Annotated in this window: 17 protein-coding genes; 9 read left to right on the top strand and 8 right to left on the bottom strand. The window is 72.6% G+C overall.

Features of this window, described 5'->3' with window-relative positions:
• Positions 1-12: 12 nt before the first annotated feature.
• The 3 genes from ACQPZ4_RS15360 to ACQPZ4_RS15350 form a co-directional block, all read right to left on the bottom strand.
• On the bottom strand, positions 13-2265 hold the full coding sequence (locus tag ACQPZ4_RS15360; protein WP_433060831.1) for an IPT/TIG domain-containing protein: 2253 nt from the start codon (positions 2263-2265) through the stop codon (positions 13-15).
• Positions 2266-2413: 148 nt separating this feature from the next.
• Positions 2414-4153, bottom strand: a complete 1740-nt coding sequence (locus tag ACQPZ4_RS15355) for an IPT/TIG domain-containing protein (RefSeq protein ID WP_433060829.1) — start codon at positions 4151-4153, stop codon at positions 2414-2416.
• Positions 4154-4227: 74 nt separating this feature from the next.
• A complete protein-coding gene (locus tag ACQPZ4_RS15350; RefSeq protein ID WP_433060826.1) occupies positions 4228-5796 on the bottom strand; it encodes an FAD-dependent monooxygenase in 1569 nt (522 codons plus the stop codon).
• A gap of 243 nt (positions 5797-6039) precedes the next feature.
• Between ACQPZ4_RS15350 and ACQPZ4_RS15345 the strand changes: the two genes are divergently transcribed.
• The 7 genes from ACQPZ4_RS15345 to ACQPZ4_RS15315 all read left to right on the top strand — a co-directional run bounded on the left by ACQPZ4_RS15345 (position 6040) and on the right by ACQPZ4_RS15315 (position 11354).
• Positions 6040-7467 (top strand): sensor histidine kinase, encoded by a 1428-nt coding sequence (locus ACQPZ4_RS15345; RefSeq protein ID WP_433060824.1) that lies wholly within the window; start codon positions 6040-6042, stop codon positions 7465-7467.
• 94 nt (positions 7468-7561) lie between these two features.
• Entirely contained in the window at positions 7562-7738 is a 177-nt protein-coding gene (locus ACQPZ4_RS15340; protein WP_433060822.1) for a hypothetical protein, read from the top strand.
• Entirely contained in the window at positions 7735-8013 is a 279-nt protein-coding gene (locus ACQPZ4_RS15335) for a hypothetical protein (protein WP_433060819.1), read from the top strand. Before ACQPZ4_RS15340 ends, ACQPZ4_RS15335 begins: the two co-directional genes overlap by 4 nt.
• Positions 8010-8660 carry a response regulator transcription factor gene (locus tag ACQPZ4_RS15330; RefSeq protein ID WP_433060817.1) on the top strand — a complete coding sequence of 217 codons (651 nt, stop codon included), beginning with the start codon at positions 8010-8012 and terminating at the stop codon, positions 8658-8660. Before ACQPZ4_RS15335 ends, ACQPZ4_RS15330 begins: the two co-directional genes overlap by 4 nt.
• Before the next feature lie 509 nt (positions 8661-9169).
• Positions 9170-10069, top strand: coding sequence for a hydroxymethylglutaryl-CoA lyase (locus ACQPZ4_RS15325; RefSeq protein ID WP_433060814.1), 900 nt, complete (start codon positions 9170-9172; stop codon positions 10067-10069).
• A complete protein-coding gene (locus tag ACQPZ4_RS15320; protein ID WP_433060811.1) occupies positions 10066-10344 on the top strand; it encodes a GntR family transcriptional regulator in 279 nt (92 codons plus the stop codon). The genes ACQPZ4_RS15325 and ACQPZ4_RS15320 overlap by 4 nt, the downstream gene beginning before the upstream one ends.
• Before the next feature lie 77 nt (positions 10345-10421).
• A complete protein-coding gene (locus tag ACQPZ4_RS15315; RefSeq protein WP_433060808.1) occupies positions 10422-11354 on the top strand; it encodes a zinc-binding dehydrogenase in 933 nt (310 codons plus the stop codon).
• Here ACQPZ4_RS15315 and ACQPZ4_RS15310 read toward each other — a convergent pair.
• A complete protein-coding gene (locus tag ACQPZ4_RS15310; RefSeq protein WP_433060806.1) occupies positions 11351-11767 on the bottom strand; it encodes a MarR family winged helix-turn-helix transcriptional regulator in 417 nt (138 codons plus the stop codon). The two genes, ACQPZ4_RS15315 and ACQPZ4_RS15310, sit on opposite strands and share 4 nt — an antisense overlap.
• A gap of 138 nt (positions 11768-11905) precedes the next feature.
• Here ACQPZ4_RS15310 and ACQPZ4_RS15305 point away from each other — a divergent pair, with 138 nt between their 5' ends.
• Positions 11906-12160 (top strand): hypothetical protein, encoded by a 255-nt coding sequence (locus tag ACQPZ4_RS15305; protein WP_433060803.1) that lies wholly within the window; start codon positions 11906-11908, stop codon positions 12158-12160.
• Between the two features lie 11 nt (positions 12161-12171).
• The gene (locus ACQPZ4_RS15300) at positions 12172-12714 is read left to right on the top strand and encodes a GNAT family N-acetyltransferase (protein WP_433060800.1); all 543 of its coding nucleotides are present in this window, start codon (positions 12172-12174) and stop codon (positions 12712-12714) included.
• A gap of 115 nt (positions 12715-12829) precedes the next feature.
• Here the strand turns inward: ACQPZ4_RS15300 and ACQPZ4_RS15295 are convergent, their stop codons facing one another.
• The 4 genes from ACQPZ4_RS15295 to ACQPZ4_RS15280 form a co-directional block, all read right to left on the bottom strand.
• The gene (locus ACQPZ4_RS15295) at positions 12830-15031 is read right to left on the bottom strand and encodes a DUF6055 domain-containing protein (protein ID WP_433060798.1); all 2202 of its coding nucleotides are present in this window, start codon (positions 15029-15031) and stop codon (positions 12830-12832) included.
• Between the two features lie 87 nt (positions 15032-15118).
• Complete coding sequence (locus ACQPZ4_RS15290) at positions 15119-18400, bottom strand: beta-L-arabinofuranosidase domain-containing protein (protein WP_433060795.1); 3282 nt, start codon at positions 18398-18400, stop codon at positions 15119-15121.
• A complete protein-coding gene (locus tag ACQPZ4_RS15285; RefSeq protein WP_433060793.1) occupies positions 18397-19323 on the bottom strand; it encodes a hypothetical protein in 927 nt (308 codons plus the stop codon). The genes ACQPZ4_RS15290 and ACQPZ4_RS15285 overlap by 4 nt, the downstream gene beginning before the upstream one ends.
• Positions 19323-19946: a hypothetical protein gene (locus ACQPZ4_RS15280; protein WP_433060790.1), complete on the bottom strand. Its 624-nt coding sequence runs from the start codon at positions 19944-19946 to the stop codon at positions 19323-19325. The genes ACQPZ4_RS15285 and ACQPZ4_RS15280 overlap by 1 nt, the downstream gene beginning before the upstream one ends.
• Positions 19947-19950 lie beyond the last annotated feature (4 nt).

Raw genomic sequence — 19950 nt, 5'->3', positions numbered from 1 at the left:
GCTTCCTGCCACCTACCGCAGCCTGAACCGGCGCGGGCGGAGCAGCCCGACGCCGGTCAGCAGCATCGCCAGGCCGGCGAGGGCCAGCGGGCCGGCCGGCACGCCGGTCACCGGGAGCGAGCCCCGGTGCGGCGGCGGGCCCATCGGGGCCACCGTGACCGTCAGGTTCATCGCCCGCGGGTTGCCCGACGGTGCGACGCCCTGCGCGACCAGCGTGTGCGTGCCGGGCGCGAGGCTCGGCGGCACCGTGACCGCCTTGCTGAAGTTGCCACTGCCGTCGGTGACGACCGTGCCGAGGGTCATCGGCGCGGAGTACACCGTGATCGTCGCCGTGGAGTAGGCGGCGAACCCGGTGCCGATGACCACGATCTGCTGGCCGGGCGCCGCGGTGCTGATCTGACCCTTGTCGGTGGTCAGGGTCAGCGGCGTGTCCGGCGGGGCGGCGGGGACCGTCGGCGCGACCGCGGTGACCGCGCCGCTCACCGCCGGTTCCGAGGACCCGACGGCCGAGTTGGCCACGACCGACACCGTGTACTGCTGACCGGCCGTCGCCCCCAGCACGCAGCTGAGCGGGGTCGAATCGGTGATCAGCGTGGTGCAGGTCGCCGGGCCGGGCATCGCCGTCGCCGTGTATCCGGTGATCGGCGAGTCGTGCGCCGTCGCCGCCAGCCAGCTCACGTTGATCGACGACGTGCCCGCGGTCGCGGTGACCGTGCCGGGCGCGCTCGGCGGGGCGGGGCAGACCGACACCTGGTTCTGGAAGAAGACCTTCTTCATCGCCGGTGCCTTGACGGCCTTCGCCTTGTGCTTCGCCGCGGCCTGCTGCGCGGCCTTGGCCTTCTGCGCGGCCTTCGCCTTGTGCTGGGCCTTCGCCTGGTCCACGGCCTTGGCCTTGGCCGCTGCCTTGGCCGCTGCCTTGGCCGGTGCCGCCTTGTCCACGGCCTTGGCCTTGGCCACTGCCTTGGCCGGTGCCGCCTTGTCCACGGCCTTGTCCACGGCCTTGGCCTTGGCCGGCGGCGCCTGGTCCGCGTGCGCTGCCGCTGCCGCCGGTGCCTTGGCCTCCGCCGCGACGATCGGCTGGTAGTTGAAGTACGTCGTCGCCACCGTCGCGCCGTTGGGCGTGATGACGGCGAGCTGGACCGGCCCGCTCGGGTGGGCCGGGGTCGAGACCGTGATCTGCGTGTCGCTGTCGACGCTCATGCCGGACCCGGAGATGCCGTCGAAGGTCACCCCGGTGGCGCCGATGAAGCCGGCACCCGTGACGGTGACCTGCGTGCCGCCGAGGGTGTCGCCCATGCCCGGCGTGAACGAGTCGACCGTCGTGGCCTGCTCGTACGTGAACGCGCCGGTCTTGCTGGCGTTGCCGTTCGGCCCGCTGATCGCGACGGTCACCGCCCCGGCGGCGTGGGCCGGCGCGGTCGCGGTGATCTGCGTGCTGCTGTTCACCAGGAACGGCGCGGCCGACAGCCCGCCGATGGTCACCGACGTGGTGCCGGTGAAGCCCGAGCCGGTGATGGTCACGCCGGTACCGCCGTCGGTCGACCCGGTGAGGGGCGAGACCGACGTGATGGCCGGCGGGCTGACGTAGGTGTACCCGGACTGCGCGGTCGCGTCCCCGTTCGGCGTGGCGACGACGACGTCGACCATGCCGGCCTGGTGCGCCGACGTGAACGCCGAGATCGACGTGTCACTGTCCACCGTGTACATCGCCGGGCTGCCGCCGAACGTCACCGCCGTGGCGCCGGTGAACCCGGTGCCGGTGATCGTCACGCTCGTGCCGCCGCCGGTCGATCCGGAAGTCGGCGCGAGCGACGTGATGCCCGGCAGCGGCGCGTACGTGAAGGTGCCGGCGCCCGTCGACAGGCACCCGCCGATCGCGACCTGCACCATCGCCGTGCCCGGCGTGCCCGCCGGCGTGACCGCGGTGATCGAGTTGTCGCTGACCACCGTGAACGTGGTGGCGGCGACGCCGTCGAACGTCACGGCCGTGGCGCCGGTGAACCCGGTGCCGGTGATCGTCACGCTCGTGCCCCCGCCGGCCGGACCGGACCCCGGGTTGATGCCCGACACGACCGGTGCGACCACGCCCGCGGTGAGGGTGGGTGCGTGGCCGCCGTCCGCGCCGGCGGGTCCGCGCGGTCCGGCGGTGGCCAGGGTGAAGGCGCCGAGCACCAGGACGCCCAGCGCGACGTTCGGCCAGGGCGATCCCCTCCGCTCGGAACGCCTCCGGAACAGCTTGAACACGAAAATCCCCCGTCTGCTCATCCTTCGCGGCGTGGTCACCGCACGGGGGTGAACGTATCGTGCGCTACCTGTACAAATTGCGCATATCCGAATATTCCCTGTATTTACCGGAAATAGGACGCGCCCCGGGCACTGGGCCCGAGGCGCGTCGATCTTTACCGCAGTACTGCTACCGCAGCCTGAGGCGGCGGGGCCGGACCAGCACGGCGCCGGTCAGCAGCATGACCAGGCCGGCGAGGGCCAGCGGAACCACCGGGGCGCCGGTGACCGCGAGGGTGCCGGACGGCGCCGCCCGGTGCGCCACGGTCACGGTCAGCTTCATCGCCCGCGGGTTGCCCGACGGTGCGACGCCCTGCGCGACCAGCGTGTGCGTGCCCGCGGCAAGGCTCGCCGGTACCGTCACCGCCTTGCTGAAGTTGCCACTCCCGTCGGTGACGACCGTGCCGAGGGTCATCGGCGTGGAGTACAACGTGATCGTCGCGGTTGAATGGGCGGCGAACCCGGTGCCGATGACGACGATCTGCTGCCCCGGGGCGGCCGTGTTGATCTGACCCTTGTCCGTGGTCAGGGTCAGCGGCGTGTCCGGCGGCGCGGCCGGGACGACCGGTGCGGCCGGTGTGACCGCCGCGCTCGTCGCCGCGGCCGAGTCACCGGCGGCCGAATGCGCCACGACCGACACCGTGTACTGCTGCCCCGCCGTCGCCCCCAGCACGCAGCCGAGCGGGTCGGCGTCGGTGACCAGCGTGGTGCAGGTCGACGGGCCGGGCGTGGCGGTGACCGTGTACCCGGTGACGGGCGAGTCGTGCGGCACGGCCGCGGTCCAGGTCACGTTGATCGACGAGGTGCCGGCGATGGCGGTGACCGGGCTCGGGGCCTCCGGCGGGGCCGGGCACGCGGGCACGGGCATCTGGAAGAAGACCTTCTTCATCGCCGGCGCCTTGTGCGCCTTCTTGGCGTGCCGCTCGGCGGTGAGTCCCGAGCCGAAGGTGTAGTTCCCCAGTGCGGTGGCGCTGCCGTTGGGCGTCGTGACGGTGATCGCGACCGGGCCCGCCGCGTGCGGCTGGGTCAGGACCGTGAGGCTCATGCCGTCGTTGGCCACCTCGACGTCCGTGCCCGGGGCGCCGCCGAAGGTCACCGACGTGGCGCCGGTGAGGTTGGTGCCGTAGACGGTGACCATCTCGGCGCCGAGGGTGCCGCCGGAGGTCGGCGTGAACGAGGTGATCGTCGGCGTCAGCGTGGGCGCCGCGTACGTGTAGCCGCCCGTCACCGTCGCCGAGCCCAGCATCGTGGCGACGCTCACCGGCACGTTGCCGGCCACGTGCGCGGGCGTGACCGCGGTGACCGTGGTCGCGCTGACGGCCACCACCGAGGTGGCCGCGTTGCCGCCGAACGTCACGCCCATCACGCCGGACAGGTTGGTGCCGGTGATGGTGACCGCCGTACCGCCGGCCGTGCTGCCCGTGTCGGGCGAGATCGACGTCGCCGTCGGACCCGGCAGCGGAATGATCGGCACCGGCAGGTAGAGGAACGTGCCGCCGGCCGCCGAGACGCACCCGCCGATGGCGACCGTGACGGCCGCGGGCCCGGCGATGCCGGCCGGCGTGACCGCGGTGATCGACGTGTCGCTGTTCACCAGGAACGAGGCGGCGTCGGCGCCGTTGAACTGCACGGCCGTGGCGCCGGTGAACCCGACGCCGGCGATCGTCACCGACGTGCCGCCCGCGGCCAGGCCCGAGCTCGGGTTGACGGCGCTCACCACCGGCTGGCTCACCGCGCCGGCGAGCACCGGCGGCGCGTCCTGCGGCCCGGTTTCCTGCGGCCCGGCGGTCGCGATGCCGAGCGCACCGACGACCAGCAGGCCGAGCGCGATGTTCGGCCACGGCGAACCCCGCCTGGACAACTTGCTCACGAAAATCCCCCGTCCGTACGACCCTGACGGTGTCCATGCACCGCCGTCGTGACCGTACCGGACATTTTTCGCATTTATTGACTATTGCCGCAAACGCGGTCGAGGATCGCGTTCCAGTTGTCCGGCACCGCGTCGTCGCGCCACGCCACGTGCTGGTCCGGGCGCACGAGCACCAGGCGGCGGCCCCAGCAGGCGCGCACGGCGGGATCGGCGACCGGCAGGTGCGCGACCGGCAGCCCGCGCGCGGCGGCGGCCGCGGCCAGCCCGCGCCCCTCGGCGCCGTCGGTCAGATCGACGAGCGTCAGCCCCGGCCCGAGCCGGTCGAAGAGCTGCCCGCCGTCGGCCAGGCGCACCGCCGGCGGCCGTCCCCCGGGCCACGTGCTCGGCGTGATCCGGTGGGCCTGCAGCCCCGGCGGGTTGCCGCGCTCGGGCCAGACGACGGGCGACGCGGCGTACCGGCCGCCGTAGCCGATCCCGACATCGTCCCCCGGCGCCGGCTCCTGCCGCAGGAACCCGGCCAGGTAGTCCTGCGGCGCACCGGCGGCCGCCAGGCGCCCGAACCGCAGCCGCGTCTCCAGCCCGCGCGCGAGCAGCTCGCGGTCCATCAGCGCGCGCGGGCGCCGCTCGGCCTCGTAGCTGTCCAGCAGCGCCGGCCCGCCCCAGCCGTGGATCGCCGCGGCGAGCTTCCAGCCCAGGTCGACCGCGTCGCCGATGCCGGTGTCGGCGGTGTCCCCGGCCGGCCGGAACCCGTGCGCGGCCTCACCGGCGAGCAGGACGGGGCCTCGGCGGTACACCTGGGCGACCGGAAGCGAATCGTCCCAGTCCTGCACGCCGAGCACCTCGACGCTCGCCCCGAGCCGCGCGCGCAGCTGGTCGCCGGGCCCCATGAGGCCGACCGGCGCGTGCCCGACCCAGAGGTGCCGCTCGGGCCGCGACAGGATCGTCAGGTCGCCGACGACGATCGTGGTCAGCCCCGGCCCGCGCGCGTGCAGCGCCAGGTCCTTGCTGCGGAATTCGATCGCACGGTACTGCATGTGCTGCCCCGCCATCGCCGCCACCCCGACGTCCACGCAGCGCCGCACCGTGCTGCGCGGGCCGTCGCAGCCCACGACGTACCGGGCCTGGATCGTGTGCTGCGCCCCGGTCCGCTCATCGACCGCGGTGACGGCCGCGCCGTCCTCGGCGACCCGCACCGCGTGACACGTCCAGCCCTCCCGCAGGTCGATGCATCGCTCGGCCCGCATGGCCGCCCGCAGCACCTGGGCCAGCTGTTTCCGCGCGATCTGCTGGTGATGCTCGGCGGGGGCGCTGCCGTCGTTGACGGTGGCGTACCGCTGCACGAGCTGGCTGACCGAGGGCCGCCGCGCCACGAACACCGGCGGCCGGTCGAGCCCGGCGCTCCACACCACGTCGGTCTCGTCGTCGGCGTCGACCCCGGCGCGGCGGATGCCCGCGGCCAGGTCGAGCCGGCGCAGGAGCTCCATGCTGCGGCCGCTGAGGTGCTCCAGGCCGGCCTGGTCGCCGTCGCCGCGGTCGATGACGATGGTGTGGACGTTGTGGGCGGCCAGTTCCAGCGCAAGGACGGCGCCTGTGGTTCCGGCGCCGACTATCAGGGCGTCTCGTCGTTTGCTGTTGCTGGTCAAGGGCCGATTGTGGGACGGGGTCGCGGGGTCGCAGAACAGCCGTTCGGCCCACTGGTTCCGTTGTGTACTCGGCTGGCTTCGATAAGTCGGGCGCTGCGCGCCGCGACTTATCGGATTTTTCGCCTGTGGGGCGATATAGCGGGTCTGCCCGATTCGTGCCTCGTTGACTCGGTCTGCGGGACGATTTCAAGACCCTACTTTTGACCGGTACGCCGCGACCCGCCCTTCCGTAGCCTCGAACGCGTGACAGCCTGGAATCGCATCGCGGACGCGGCCCTCGTGGCCGGCGGGGGCATCCTGCTCGCCGCCGTGGGAGTGGCGCTCGCGGTGAGCTGGCACGGGCTGTACTGGCTGCCGGGCCTCCTCGCCGGCGCCGCCGTCATCGCCCTCGCGCTGCTGCGCCGCCGGGCCCCGCTCGCCGCCGCGGCCGCCGCTGTGGCCGTGGCGGTCGTGGCCGTGCTCGCGGCGCGGGTGGCCGCCCTGCCCGTCGAGCCGCAGCCCGCCCTGGCGTTCGGCCTGGCCGTGCTGGCCGGCAACGCGGTCCGCCGTCTCGACCCGCGCACGGCCGTCACTGTGGCGGTGTGCGCCCTGATCGTGCTGGCCGCCGGCCCCCTGCTCTCGGCCCAGGACACCTCCGGCGGCGCCACCGTCCTGGCCGTGACCGACGTGCTGGTCTGGGTCGCGGGCACCGGCGGAGGTCTGTGGCTGCGGCTGGCGGGCCACCGGCGGCAGGAGCTCGCCGACGGGGTACGCCGGGAGGAGCGCCTCGCCCTGGCCCGCGAGCTGCACGACGTGGTCGCCCACCACGTCACCGGCATCGTGGTCCAGGCCCAGGCCGCCCGGGTCGTGGCCCGCCGCCACCCCGAGCGCCTGGAGGACTCGATCGCGGGCATCGAGGAGGCCGGCTCCGAGGCGCTGACGGCGATGCGGCGCGTCGTGGGCCTGCTGCGCGACACCGCCGACGCCGCCCCGTCCACCGGCGCGCCGGAGCGGCTGGAGACCTTGGTCCGCCGCTTCGAGGACGGCACGGCGCGGGCGGTGCGGCTCGACCTGCCCGGCGCGACGACGGGGTGGCCGCCGGAGTTGACGAGCACGGTGTACCGGATCGTGCAGGAGTCCCTGACCAACGTGGCGCGGCATGCGCCGCAGGCGAGGGCGGTGCACGTACGCGTGGCGCAGTCCCCCGGGGACGTCACGGTTTCGGTGACGGACGACGGCCCGCCATTGCCCCGCGCGGGGCTGGGCTCACGTCCGGGGCTGGGCTCACGTCCGGGGTTGGGCTCGCGTCCGGGGTTGGGCTCGCGCTCGGGGCTGGACTCGCGCCAAGGGTTGGGCTCGCGCTCGGGGTCGGGCTCACGCCAAGGGTTGGGCTCGCGCTCGGGGTCAGGCTCGCGCCCGGCGTTGGGCTCGCGGGTCGACGGCTTCGGGCTGATCGGCATGCGCGAACGGGTCGAGGCCTTGGGCGGCCGGCTCCAGGCCGGGCCGCAGACCCCGAACGGCTGGACGGTCGAGGCGACACTGCCGTTCGAGCCGCCGGGCGGGCACCTTGGCAGCGGCTCGCAGGCCACGGTCGGACACCTTCCGAACGGCACGCCGACGGCGGGCGGGCGGATTGAGGCCGACCTGCGCGCAGCAGCCGACCGGACCGCCGCGGAGAGGGTTCCACGATGACGACCCGGGTGCTGGTGGCCGAGGCGGCGGACGGGGGGCTTCGAGCCGGTTCTCAGGGCGCGGCCGGGTGGGCTGCCGAGACGCGGGTGCCGCGATGACGACCGGAGCGCTGGTCGCCGAGGCGGCGGACGGGCGGCTTCAGGCGGGCCCCCAGACGCTGAACGGGCGGGCGGTCACGGCAACGCTGCCGTCCGACGCGGCGGGCGAGCGGCTTCCGGCCGACTCACAGGGCGCGGCCCGATCGGCTGCCGACGCGAGGGTGCCGCAATGACGACCGGAGCGCTGGTCGCCGAGGCGGCGGACGGGCGGCTTCAGGCGGGCCCCCAGACGCCGAACGGGCGGGCGGTCACGGCAACGCTGCCGTCCGACGCGGCGGGCGAGCGGCTCCGGGCCGACTCACAGGGCGTGGCCGCGCTCGACGCGGCGGGCGGACGGCTTCGGGCCGGTTCTCAGGGCGTGGCCGCGCTCGACGCGGCGGACGGACGGCTTCGGGCCGGTTCTCAGGGCGCGGCCGGATGGGCTGCCGGGGCGAGGGCGCCGCGATGACGATCCGGGTGTTGGTGGCGGACGATCAGGCGATGGTTCGGGGTGGGTTGCGGCTCATTCTCGAGGATCAGGACGACATCGAGGTGGTGGCCGAGGCGGCCGACGGGGTGGAGGCGATCGAGGCGGCGCGGCGGCTGCGGCCCGATGTGTGTCTGGTCGACATTCGGATGCCGCGGCTTGACGGGCTCGAGGTCACGCGGGCGTTGGCCGGGCCGTCCGTCGGCGAGCCGCTGCGGGTGATCGTGGTGACGACCTTCGACCTCGACGAGTACGTGTACGGGGCGCTGCACGGCGGTGCGGTCGGGTTCATTCTCAAGGATGCCGGGCCGGCGCTGCTGGTCGAGGCGGTACGCGCGGCGCACGCCGGGGATGCGCTGGTGTCGCCGTCGATCACGGTGCGGTTGTTGCGGCAGTTGCGGCGGCCGGCTCGGGCGGCGGCGGCGCAGGCGCGGTTGTCGGAGCGGGAGACGGAGGTGGTGCGGCTCATCGCGCGGGGGCGGACGAACCAGGAGCTCGGGGCGGCGCTGTTCATTTCGGTGAGTACCGTCAAGAGCCACGTCTCGACGATTCAGGGCAAGCTCGGGCTGCGGAACCGGGTCGAGATCGCGGCCTGGGCCTGGGAGCACGGGGTGGCCAAGGAGGACTGAACGCTAGGGGGCCAGGGTGGCTCGGGCGGCGAGGATGTGGGCTCGCATCACCGAGCCGGCCCAGGCTCGGTCGTGGCTTCGGGTGGCCCGGGTGCGGACCGCGGCGAGGTCGGAGCCGGCGTCGGGGCCCCTCAACGAGATCTTCGCCGACTGGTGGCTCGCTCATGCCGAGGCAGAATCGGGGCTCGCCGAGCGCGATCCGAGGCAGGATGTGCCGCTGCAGCGCCCGGCCACCGGGGCGCAGGGTGCCACCCCCTTGAGGGGACTGCAGGCAACCGACGCGGCCGACAGGTGGAGTGAAATCTCGTCCGGCGATGGCGAACACCCCGCCCGGTGGCAGGGTTTTGTACGCAATCGAACGCAGGGCCAGGCGCGTCCGCAGTGTCAAGGATCACGTTCGGATCGGCACTGAACACTGACCCCCGGTTGACATGTAGGCAAGATGCGGGCATTGCCAGAGGAACCAAGCGTGACCTACGTTGCATACAATTCGACTCTGGAGGGACGTCATGCGCGTCGACATCATCGAGGTTGGTCCGCGCGACGGGCTGCAGAACGAGGCGGTCACGGTACCCACGGAAGCCAAGATCGAATATGTCCGGCGGCTGGCCGCGGCGGGCGCCCGGCGGATCGAGGTGACGAGCTTCGTGCGCCCGGACCGCGTCCCGCAGCTGGCCGACGCCGAGGCCGTGCTGGCCGGGGTCGCGGATCTGCCGGACGTCGTCTTCAGCGCCCTGGTCTTCAACGAGCGGGGCCTGCAGCGGGCGGCCGCCGCCGGGGTGCGCGAGATCAACCTGGTGCTCGTCGCCACCGACACGTTCTCGATGCGCAACCAGGGCACCCCCGTCGCCGGCGCCGTCGCCTCGGCCCGGCGCCTCTCCGCGCAGGCCCACGAGCTCGGCATGCGCGCCACGCTGACCGTCGGCGCCTCCTGGGGGTGCCCGTTCGAGGGCGAGGTCGACCCCGCCAAGGTTCTGGACATCGTCGGCGCCGTCCCCGACGTCGACGAGGTGTGCATCGCCGACACCATCGGCGTCGCCACCCCCGGCCGCGTCACCGCCCTCATCGGCGCCGTGCGCGACGAGACCGCGCTGCCGATCCGCTGCCATTTCCACAACACCCGCAACAGTGGGTACGCCAACGCCTACGCCGCCCTCACCGCCGGTGCCGTGGCCCTCGACGCCAGCTCCGGCGGCATCGGCGGCTGCCCGTTCGCCCCCCGCGCCACCGGCAACATCGCCACCGAGGACCTGACGTGGGCGCTGCACCGGGACGGGTACGAGACGGGCCTTTCGCTCGAAGGCCTACTCCGGGCGACCGAGCTCGTGGAACGCAGGCTCGGACGGCAGGTCCCGGCGCTGCTGGGCCGCACCGACCCCTTCCCCCCTCAGGAGCCCGTCGCCTCGTGAACGCGGTCGAACACGCCTACGCGGCCCTGCGCCGGGGCATCCTGGACGGCGCGTACCCGCCCGGCACCCAGCTGGCCGAGGTCGAGGTCGCGGGCCACCTGGCCGTCTCGCGCACCCCCGTCCGCGAGGCGATCCGCCGCCTGCACTCCGAGGGCCCGATCGAGGCCTTCCCCAACCGCGGCGCGTACGTGCGGACCCGGACCCACACCCAGCTGGACGAGCTCTTCTCGCTGCGGGCGCTGCTCGAAGGCCGCGAACTGGACGCCGGCATCTGACTCAGGGTTGACATAGTTCGTAGTACCAACCATCCTGGAGGTAGTTGGTACTACGAACTATTCCTGAGGGGGCAGTCATGCACGCCGCTGTTGTGAGTTCGTTCGATGCGCCGCCGCGGTACGACGAGGTGGCCGAGCCGGTCGCCCGCGGGCGGGACGAGATGGTCGTCGAGGTGCTCGCCGCGGCGCTGCACCCCCGCGTGCGGTCGCAGGCCGACGGGTCGCACTACACCAGCACCGAGGAGCTGCCGCTGGTGCCCGGGATCGATGCGGTGGTGCGGGATTCCAAAGGGCGCATCCGGTACACCGTGCTGGACGACACCACGCTCGGGACCATGGCCGAGCGGACTGTCATCGAGGCCGACCGCAGCGTCGTGCTCCCGGACACCATCGATCCGGTGCTGGTCGCCGCGGCGATGAACCCCGTCATGTCGTCGTGGGTGGCGCTGCAGCGGCGGATCGAGTTCCGCCGTCGCCAGCGGGTACTGATCCTCGGGGCCACCGGCAGCGCCGGGCGGATGGCGATCCAGGTGGCCAAGCGGTTCGGGGCCGGCCAGGTGGTCGCGGCCGGCCGGGACGTGGCGCGGCTGGAGAAACTGCGGGCGCTCGGGGCCGACGTCGTGTGCACGTTCGACGACGTGGCCCGCGCGGCCGACGTCGACGTCGTCATCGACTACGTGTGGGGCGATCCCGCCGCCCGGGCCATGGTCGCGCTGCTCACCGCGCGGGCCGATCGCTCCGCACCGCTCACCTGGGTGCAGATCGGCTCCGTCGCCGGGCCCGACGCGCCGATCCCGTCCGCGGCGCTGCGGTCGGCCCGGCTGCAGATCGTCGGCAGCGGGATCGGCTCGGTGCCGGGGCGCGACTTCGTCAAGGAACTGCCGAAGATGGCCGCCGCGGTCGCGGACGGGGCCTTCGACGTGCGCGCGCGGGCCGTGCCGCTGGCGGAGGTCGAGCGGGCCTGGGTGGGCACAGCCGGTACACCGGAGCGCATTGTCTTTGTTCCCTAGCGAAGGAAGCGCTCCAGCGACTGGTGCAGCTGCCGGCGCTCCGCCGGGCGCAGACCGTCGAGCAGTGGGGCGAGCAGCTCGGCGATGCGGGCGTAGATCGGCCCGGCGAGCGCCGCCCCCGCGGGCGTCACGAACACCTCGACCGCGCGGCCGTCCGTCGCGCTCGGGGCCCGGCCGAGCAGGCCCCGCTTCTCCGCCCGGTCGACGAGGCCGGTCATCGTGGACTTCTCCAGCCCGAGGTACTCCGCGAGCTCCGACACCCGCAGCCGCCGGTCCTGCAGGATGCCGAGCACCCGCAGCTGCGTCAGCGACAGGTCGTGCTCGGCCCCGACCCGGTTCAGCGCGGCCATGACCGTGAACGCGGTCTGCGCGAGCGCGTCGATCAGCCCGGCGTCGACATCGTCCGTCTCCATCACTCCGACCTTAGGACTCGCATGAGCTTCGCGGTGATCGAGAGTACGGCGTCCTGCGCCATCCGGCCGCGGGCCCCACCAACGACACGGTCACGGCTCTCCAGGCGCGGGCAGGGCGGGGCACCGCAGGAACGCTTCGTGGTGGCGGGGTCGCTGACCTGCGCACCGACGCCCGCCGCCGGCCGGGGCCTGCTCCAGGGCGCACTGATCGCCCGCGAGTTCCACGACGTGCACCGGCTCGTACGCCCGCCGCGCCCCGTGCAGCGGCTGGTCTTCGCCACGCCGGCGCCGGTCGCTCGGAAGCCGGGGCTGCGGGGGTTGTACCCGGAGTACCTGACCCGGGTCACGGCGACGGTCGACGAGCTGGAGCCGCTGCCGCCGTTCGCCGTGTAGGGTCGCCGGCCATGGGGGAGCTGCGCACCGAACGACTGTTGCTGCGTGCCTGGCGCGACGCCGACCTGGCGCCGTGGGCCGCGATGAACGCCGACCCCGCCGTGCGCGAGTTTCTCGGGCGGCCGCTGACGCTGTCGGAGTCGGCGGCGTCGATCGAGTACTTCCAGACCGCCCTGGACCGTGACGGCTTCGGGTTCTGGGCCGTGGAGGTGGCGGCGACCGGCGAGTTCATCGGCTTCACCGGGCTCGACGCGGTGGACGACGGCCTGCCGTTCACCGGGATCGAGGCCGGGTGGCGGCTGGCCCGCGGCGCCTGGGGTCACGGGTACGCCACCGAGGCGGCGCGGGCGGTGCTGGACTTCGGGTTCGGGGAGCTGGCGCTGCCGGAGATCCTGGCCGTCACGGCGCGGGGGAACGTGCGCTCCCAGGCCGTGATGCGGCGCCTCGGCATGAGCACCGATCCGGCCGACGACTTCGACGACCCGGGGGCGGGGCTGCCGCACCTGCGGGCGTCGGTGCTCCACCGCAAGCAGCGACCCGGGCCCGCCGCGTAGCGGCAAAGAATAGCAGTGGGCTTCGCCCACGCTCGTCATGCCGTCCTAGGACACTAGGAACCGACCTTCCGGATGGGGCGGCGGGAGCGGCCAGCCGCACCGCTCCCGCCGAAAATCAGGGCGTGAAGGCCTTCACCTCCAGCAGGCCCACCGAGCTGGTGCCGTTGGACTGCAGCAGCACGCGCAGTCTCGTGGTCGAGATCGTGGTGAAGGTGACGGTGTTGTACGCGTTCGCGTTGATCGAGTAGCCGCTCGCGCCCGGGACGTCCGCGTAGGCGCTGCCGGTCCAGTACTGCAGCTTCCACGACGACGGCAGGTCGATGCCCTGGTTGTCGTCGAAGAGGTACACCTGGGCCTTGTTCAGCGACTGCGGCGAGGACCACTGCAGCTCCGCCCACTGCTGGCCCGAGTTCGGCCAGGTGCCCCAGCGCTTGTTCACGGTGTCGTTGGACGACGGCGGGTCGATGCCGTCGTTGAGGGCGGTCACCGACTCCCAGGACGACGTGTACGAGGCCGACGGGGTGGCCTGGCCCGCCACGTTCACGCCGCCGGGCGGGGTGGAGCCGCCGAGCGCCAGGTCCGCGGAGGCGAAGGTGCTGAAGGACGGGTTGACGTCCGTCTCGCCGGCGCCGCCGTCGCACTTGCGGTCGGGGTTGAAGGCCAGGTACGTGCCGGCGCCGCAGGCGATCGCGAACTCCGCGTCGCCGCCCACCACGACGTTGCCGGAGAGGTTGGCGCCCGACTGGATCAGGGCGTTGTCCTTGACGATCGCGTTGCCGCCGACGGTGCCGCCGTTGACCCAGCCGAGGCCCTCGATGCGCGCGTTGCCGGTGACGGTGCCGGCGTAGACGGCCGCCTTCGGGCCGACGTACGCGGAGGAGGCGACGTTCGCGTTCGCCGCGACCCAGCCGCCGCCGTTCGAGTGCCAGTGGCCGCCGTTCGTCGCGGCGGGCTTCGCGTAGCCGGGTTCGAAGCCCGACGGGGTGGCGCCGGAGACGCGGAACTCGTACGGGAAGCGGCGCGCCTTCGGGTAGCCGTCCAGGAACGCGTAGTGCGGCACCGCGCTCGGGGTGGCGGTGACGACCAGCCACACCTCCCGCTCGCCGGACTGCAGCTGGAAGTCGACCTGGCCGTCGGTGCCGACGACGAGGCTGGAGTACCGCGGGGTGCCGTTCTTCACCGCGACGAGGCCGAAGGTCCAGCCGCTCGCGCCCGTCTCGGCGTGGCCGCGCAGCCGGAGGCGGACCAGGCCGCCGTCGGTGGCCGGGACGAGCTTGATCTTGTTGAAGCCGTAGTCGGCCGGGGCGACGCGGCTGTTGATGCGGTAGTGGCCGAGGGACTGGTCGACCGCCTCGACGTTGCCGCCGTTGTAGGCGCTGTTGAGGAAGCCGGCGCCGTACACATTGGTGATGAACGGCATCAGCGTCGAGCGGTTGCCGAAGTCGTAGGTCACCGTGCGGGTCGCGTACTCCCCCACCCGGCGGTTCAGCTCGGCCTGCGTGATGCCGGTGATCCGGCGGTACGTCTCCAGCGGGTGCTCGTTGCTCTTCGCCTCGTTCCAGATGCGGTTGAACATCGCGAGGCCGTCGCGGTCCTTGATGTACTGCATCAGCATCCAGTTGCCGTAGTGGTGCCGGCTGGAGCTGTAGTAGAGGTTCTCCGAGCGCAGCCACCGGCTCAGGTCGCCCGCGGCGGTCGTCGGCAGCGCCTGCATCGCCATGAACTCGGCGCTGGTCTCCCAGAACGTGCCCGCGCTCGCGTCGGTGAAGCCGTAGCCGGACCGGCCCAGGAACGTGTAGTTCTGGAAGACGTGCCCGAGCTCGTGCGCGAGGCCCCAGGAGCCGGGCAGCGCCGCCTTGGGGTCGATGTTGATGACGCCGACCCGGCCGTCCACGGAGCCGCCGGTCGCCCACGCGTTGAGCTCGGTGCGGTTCCAGGTGTTCGTCACGATGACGATGATTTTGTACTGCGCGAGCAGCCCCTGTTCCGGCGTGAACTGCATCGTGTTCACGTAGAAGGAGTACAGGTTCTCCAGCTGCGTGATGATGCTGGCCGGATCGAAGGTGTAGGGCGACGGCGCCGAGGTGGGCGCGGTGCCCGACTTCTCGCCCCAGAGCAGGATGAAGTTGTTCGATTCCTTGGTACGGTTCTGGGCCCACGGCACCTCGCCGGTCTGGGTCCAGCGGGCCGGGATGTAGACGGACTTGGTGGCGGCGGCGGCCGGGCGGGCCTGCAGCGCGACCAGGACGCCGGCGATCACGGCGAGCGCGAGCACCGGGGTGAGCCAGAGGCGTCTTCGGGAATAGATGGCGGTCATGGTCCGTCAATCTCGCCCGAAAACCTTTTCGGCGCAAGAACGGCCTGGGAGCGCGCGTTCGGCGCGCTCCCAGGCCCGAAAATTACATCAGTACGGGGCGGTGAACTCGGAGGTGATGCCCTGGCCGGTGGCCTTCACGGTCACCGTGCCGGGCGGGATGGACGCCAGGCGGGAGTTGAAGGACTGGTACGCCGAGGCACCCGGCGCCACGCCGGCAACCGTGCGCGAGCCGTACGCCGTGATCAGTTCGATGGTGAGCGGCACGCTGTCGGTGTTGCGGGCGTTGACCGACACGTACATCGACGTGCCGATGCGCTGGGTGCGGGCGGTCACCTCGACCGAGTAGCCGGCGCTGAGCTCCTGCCGGGCCGCGTTGGCCGCGGCGATCACGGTGTCCTTCTCGGCGGCACTGAGCAAGGTGGACGCCAGCGTACCCACGGCCGCGACGAACTGGCTGTGCGAGGCGAACGGGGCCTGGTCCCACAGCAGGTCCAGGAACGTCGGGCCGTCCGTGCCCGGCGAGGTGACGCCCGAGACCGGGACGTCGTAGTTCGGCAGGCCGTCGTTGCGCTTGCGGTTCGGGACGCCCGAGTCCACCGAGCCGAAGACGATCGTCGGTTCCACGCGGCGGAAGTACGTCGACGTCGACTGGGTGTCGCTGATGTAGTACGGGCGCAGGGTGAAGCCGCCCGCGGTGAAGGTCTGGTCGCCGGCCGCCGTCACCGTGGACGCCGTCACCGCGGCGGGAGCGTAGTCGCCGTCCAGCTTGAGGTGCTTGTACAGGGTCAGGTCGCGGTTCGCGGCGCCGAGGAGCTGCAGCAGGACCGGGCCCCAGAACAGGGCCTGGGTCTCGGGGCGGTCGATGGCCCGCTCCACGTGCACCACGAACGGGATCCTGACCTCGACCACGTCGCCGGGGGTCCAGGTGCGGCTCAGGGTGACGTACGTGCCGGGCTGGGCGTTGAGGCTCTGTGCGGTGCCGTTGACGGTCACGGTGAAGCCGCGCTTGCACCAGGCCGGGACGCGCAGCTTGAGGTCCAGCGCGCCGCTGCCGTCGACGGTCAGCCTGGTGTGGTCCTCCCGCGGGTACGACGTGGCCTGGGTGATCGTGAAGCCCTTCTCGGCCCAGGTCAGCGTCGAGGGCAGGTAGAGGTTCACCCAGAGCGTGCCGCCGTCGTCGGACTTCAGAAAGACTGTTTCCTGGTACTTCGTGTGGTTCTCCAAACCCGTGCCGCCGCAACACGTGCCGGTATTGCCGTAGCCGCGCACGGTGCCCGCGGCGACCGGCTGGAAGTAGGTCACCTGCGGGTCGCCGGTCGCGGTGGTGTCCGCCCGCGAGCCCAGGATCATGTTCACCAGGCCGCGCTCGTAGTAGTCCATGTAGGCCGGGTCGTGCTCGTGCAGGAACAGGTTCCGGGCCAGCTTCATCACGTTGTACGTCGTGCAGCTCTCCGCCCCGCTCGTCGGGATGGCGGCGGCGACGTCGTCGCGGTTCTGGAACAGCTCGAGGTTGTTGTTGGAGCCGGGGTAGTTGCCGCTGGTGCCGCCGTGGGCGAACATGCGGTGCGGCACGATCATGCCGTAGAAGTTCTTGGCCGCGGTGAAGTACTCCTGGCCGCCGCCGTGCTCGAAGATGCGCAGGTAGCCGATGAACTGCGGGACGTGGGTGTTGGCGTGCAGGCGCTCGGCGCGGCGGCGGCCCGGGCGGTTCTGCGGCGTGACGACGAGGATGTCGCGGTTCTCGACGCACGCGCCGAACAGCGACTCGCGGTTGTCGAACGCCTTGGCCGTGTCCAGGTGCTTCGCGTCGCCGGTGAGCTGGTAGATCTCCGGGAAGATCTCGTTGGCGCCGCCGAACTCGCCGCCGATGTACAGGTCCCACATGTAGTTGAGGTCGTCGCGGGTCAGCGGGCCCGGGTAGTCGGGGTGGTTCTTGTCGCCGATGGTGAGCGCCAGGTGGGCCCAGTCGGCCATCTTGGTGACCACGGTGAGGGCCTGCGCGTTGCCGGTGTGGTAGTACGCGTCGAGCAGGCCGCGCATGATCTTGTGCTGGGTGTACCAGGGCGCCCAGGTGTTCGTGGCCGCGTTGCCGCCGTAGACCGCCCAGCGCGGCGGGCCGAGGCGCAGCACCGCGTCCTCCGGGATCGCGCCCAGGTACCCGGGGAAGGTGGGAATCCAGTCGGCCGCACCGGCGGTGGAGGCGGCCACGATGCCGGCGTCCCGGCCGTTGGGCGAGGCGTCCTTGAGCGCGGTGCCGTCGGTCTCGTCGAACCGGTACCACGCGATGTTGCCGCCGCCGGTGCTGCCGGCCGGGGAGTCCAGCATGGACACCAGCTCGGTCTGGGTGAGCGCCCGGTCGAAGATGTGGAACTCGTCGACGGTCGCGTCCAGGAACGGGTCGCCGTACTGCGACCGCCCGATCCACCGGTTCCCGGGATTGCCCAGCCGGGACGGGTTCAGCGTCATGTTCGCGTTGGTGCCGACCGGCTGCCCGTTGACGTACATGGTGCCCGTCGTCCCGGACAGCGTGACCGCGATGTGCACCCACTGGTTGATCGGCAGCGCCGCGGTGCCGTTGATCTGCTGCTCCTGGCCCGAGCCGCCGACCGTGATGGCGAAGCGCGGGACGTTGCCGGTCACGCCCGCCCGCGGGGTCAGGAACATGTTCACCGTGGTGCCGGAGCCGAAGTCGAACAGCCGGGTCCAGCTGCCCGTGGAGGCCAGGTTGAGCCAGGTCGCGATGGTGAAGCTGGTGAGCTGGTTGATCGCCTCCTGGGGCAGGGTGCAGTACTGCGCCTTGCTCGTCCCGTTGAGCTTCAGCGCGTTGCCGAACCGGCCCTGCACGCGCCCGATCTGCACCGGCGGCTGCTCCCCGCCGCCCCCCGGGGCGGTGTCCATCCGGGCGGTGATGGCGGCCTGGCACGCGGCCAGCTCGGTGACCATCCAGTCGAGCTTGGTCTTGTAGACGGCCTCGCCCTGGTCCGCGTACGCCTGGGCGAGCGCGGTCAGGTAGTGCCCGGCCCAGTGGCCGCTGAGCAGCCCGCCGTCCTCCCAGCCGCCGGGGACGTTCACGCCCGCCGGGTTCGTGCGGCCGGCCTGGTTGTTGAACAGCACCAGGAACCGGCGCTCGTCGTAGGCGCGCAGGAACGCCTTGGTGCGGTCCCGCTTCTCCTGGAACAGCCCGGAGCCGAGCCGGACCTCGCCCAGCTCGAACGGCCGCACCGGCGCGGTGCCGCCCGGTCCGGGCTGCGGCGGGACGACGTCGGCGGCGAAGGCGGGGGCAGAACCGGCGAGCTCAGGGGCAAGGGCGGCGGTGGCGGCGCCGAGGGCGGAGGCCTGCAGCAGGGTACGGCGCTTGATGGCGGTCATTTCGGTCCTTCCAGGCGAGCGCGGTTGAGCAGTAGGCGGTGGAGACGCCAGAGGAGCAGCAGGGCGGCGACGACCACGAGCTGCGGCCAGGGCAGCAGCCAGGAGGTCACCGCGACCGTGACGGGCGGCCCGGCGTCCGTGACCGTGACGCTGGTCTTGACCCGGCCCAGCGCCCACACCCCGCCGACGGCGGCCGTGTCGGCGCGGGAGCCGCCGGGCAGCAGCTCGCCGGAGCCGACCGGGCGAGCACGGGTGTTGGCCCCGAACAGCTCGGAGACCTCCGCCTCGGCGTGCGGGGTGACGTGGACGTTGCCGGTGTTGGTGGTCGAGTATCCGATGTGGACGGTCCCGGAGCGCAGCGGGTTCCAGGAGCGCTCGTAGCGGACGGTGAGCCTGTCGGCGGTGACGGCGGGCTTGACCGCGCCGCTGGCCCGCATCATGACCCGGAAGCCGACGCGGCTGTCCACGGCCACCGTGCCGGAGCTGCTGAGCACCGATGCGGCGATGCCGGCCGGGTGGTCGCCGGGGGCGGCGTCCTTCGGGACGGTGATGGTGAACGGCACCACCAGGGTCTCGTTCGGCCCGACGGTGACGTCGCGCCGCACGGCGATCCAGGTGCCGCCGTCCTTGGAGGGCTGGTCGGCGGGCAGCATGTTGAAGCGGCCCTTGTCGGTGAGGTACCCGTCGGCGGCGGTCAGGGCGAAGACGGTCGGGGTCTTGCCGAGGTTGCGCACGGCCATGTGCTCGGTGACGACCTGGCCCGGGTCCAGGGTCCGCTCGATCCAGCGCCGCTCGTCGGGGCCCTTGTCGGTGGCGGGCTGCACCGTCCACGTCACGGCGTCGGCGGCGGCCGGGATCGGCGCCAGGGGGACGGCCAGGACCGCGGCGAGCACCACCGCGGTCCGGGCCAGGTGACGGTTCATTACTCGAAGAGGGAGATGGTCAGGGTCGAGTGGTAGGAGCCGGCCGCCACGTCGGACGGGGTGCGCAGGTACAGGTCGGCGTTCACGTCGTACGAGCCGCCGGTGACCGCGGCCGAGTCGTACGTGGACACCAGCAGCTCCTGGTCCTTGAGGCCGACGTTGTTGCCGGGCTGCGTCGGGTCGTCGAGCACCGTCACGACCTCCTCGCCCTCGCTCACCTGGCCGGTGTCGCCGCCGTCGATCAGGTGCGGCCTCCAGCCGAGGTGGTCGGCGGTGATGGGGGCCTGCCCGGCGGTACCGGTGAAGTTGCTGGAGGTGCCGAGGACGGCCCAGCTCGCGCCGGCGGGAATCTCCGAGCCCGTGCGGGTGTCGGTGACGGTGACCGTCGGCAGGGTGCCGGTGAACTGCCGCACGAGGGCGGTGGAGCCGTTCTCGGCCAGGGTGACCGCGTTGCCGGCCACGCTGAGCGCGAGGACGCCCGGCTGGTGGATCTCGGGGATGTCGACGGTCACCTGGACGTCGCTGGAGTCGCCGGGGTCGGCGGCGGCGGCGCCCGCGAAGGCGAAGGTGCTCGCCAGGACCGCGGTGGCGGTGGTCAGGTGGAGTCGAGCGCGTGCGTTCATGCTG

Origin of the sequence: Dactylosporangium sp. CS-033363 (assembly GCF_050942475.1) — a bacterium.
GTDB lineage: Bacteria > Actinomycetota > Actinomycetes > Mycobacteriales > Micromonosporaceae > Dactylosporangium.
The sequence above is the reverse complement of the archived record's forward strand: the minus strand, read 5'-3'. Positions and strand labels throughout refer to the sequence as shown.

Excerpts from the sequence above, each read along its gene's own strand:
- ACQPZ4_RS15325 (WP_433060814.1), top strand. The coding sequence starts at position 9,170 with ATGCGCGTCGACATCATCGAGGTTGGTCCGCGCGACGGGCTGCAGAAC.
- ACQPZ4_RS15340 (WP_433060822.1), top strand. The coding sequence starts at position 7,562 with ATGACGACCGGAGCGCTGGTCGCCGAGGCGGCGGACGGGCGGCTTCAG.
- ACQPZ4_RS15295 (WP_433060798.1), bottom strand. The coding sequence starts at position 15,031 with ATGACCGCCATCTATTCCCGAAGACGCCTCTGGCTCACCCCGGTGCTC.
- ACQPZ4_RS15335 (WP_433060819.1), top strand. The coding sequence starts at position 7,735 with ATGACGACCGGAGCGCTGGTCGCCGAGGCGGCGGACGGGCGGCTTCAG.
- ACQPZ4_RS15315 (WP_433060808.1), top strand. The coding sequence starts at position 10,422 with ATGCACGCCGCTGTTGTGAGTTCGTTCGATGCGCCGCCGCGGTACGAC.
- ACQPZ4_RS15330 (WP_433060817.1), top strand. The coding sequence starts at position 8,010 with ATGACGATCCGGGTGTTGGTGGCGGACGATCAGGCGATGGTTCGGGGT.
- ACQPZ4_RS15300 (WP_433060800.1), top strand. The coding sequence starts at position 12,172 with ATGGGGGAGCTGCGCACCGAACGACTGTTGCTGCGTGCCTGGCGCGAC.
- ACQPZ4_RS15290 (WP_433060795.1), bottom strand. The coding sequence starts at position 18,400 with ATGACCGCCATCAAGCGCCGTACCCTGCTGCAGGCCTCCGCCCTCGGC.
- ACQPZ4_RS15285 (WP_433060793.1), bottom strand. The coding sequence starts at position 19,323 with ATGAACCGTCACCTGGCCCGGACCGCGGTGGTGCTCGCCGCGGTCCTG.
- ACQPZ4_RS15280 (WP_433060790.1), bottom strand. The coding sequence starts at position 19,946 with ATGAACGCACGCGCTCGACTCCACCTGACCACCGCCACCGCGGTCCTG.
- ACQPZ4_RS15310 (WP_433060806.1), bottom strand. The coding sequence starts at position 11,767 with ATGGAGACGGACGATGTCGACGCCGGGCTGATCGACGCGCTCGCGCAG.
- ACQPZ4_RS15360 (WP_433060831.1), bottom strand. The coding sequence starts at position 2,265 with ATGAGCAGACGGGGGATTTTCGTGTTCAAGCTGTTCCGGAGGCGTTCC.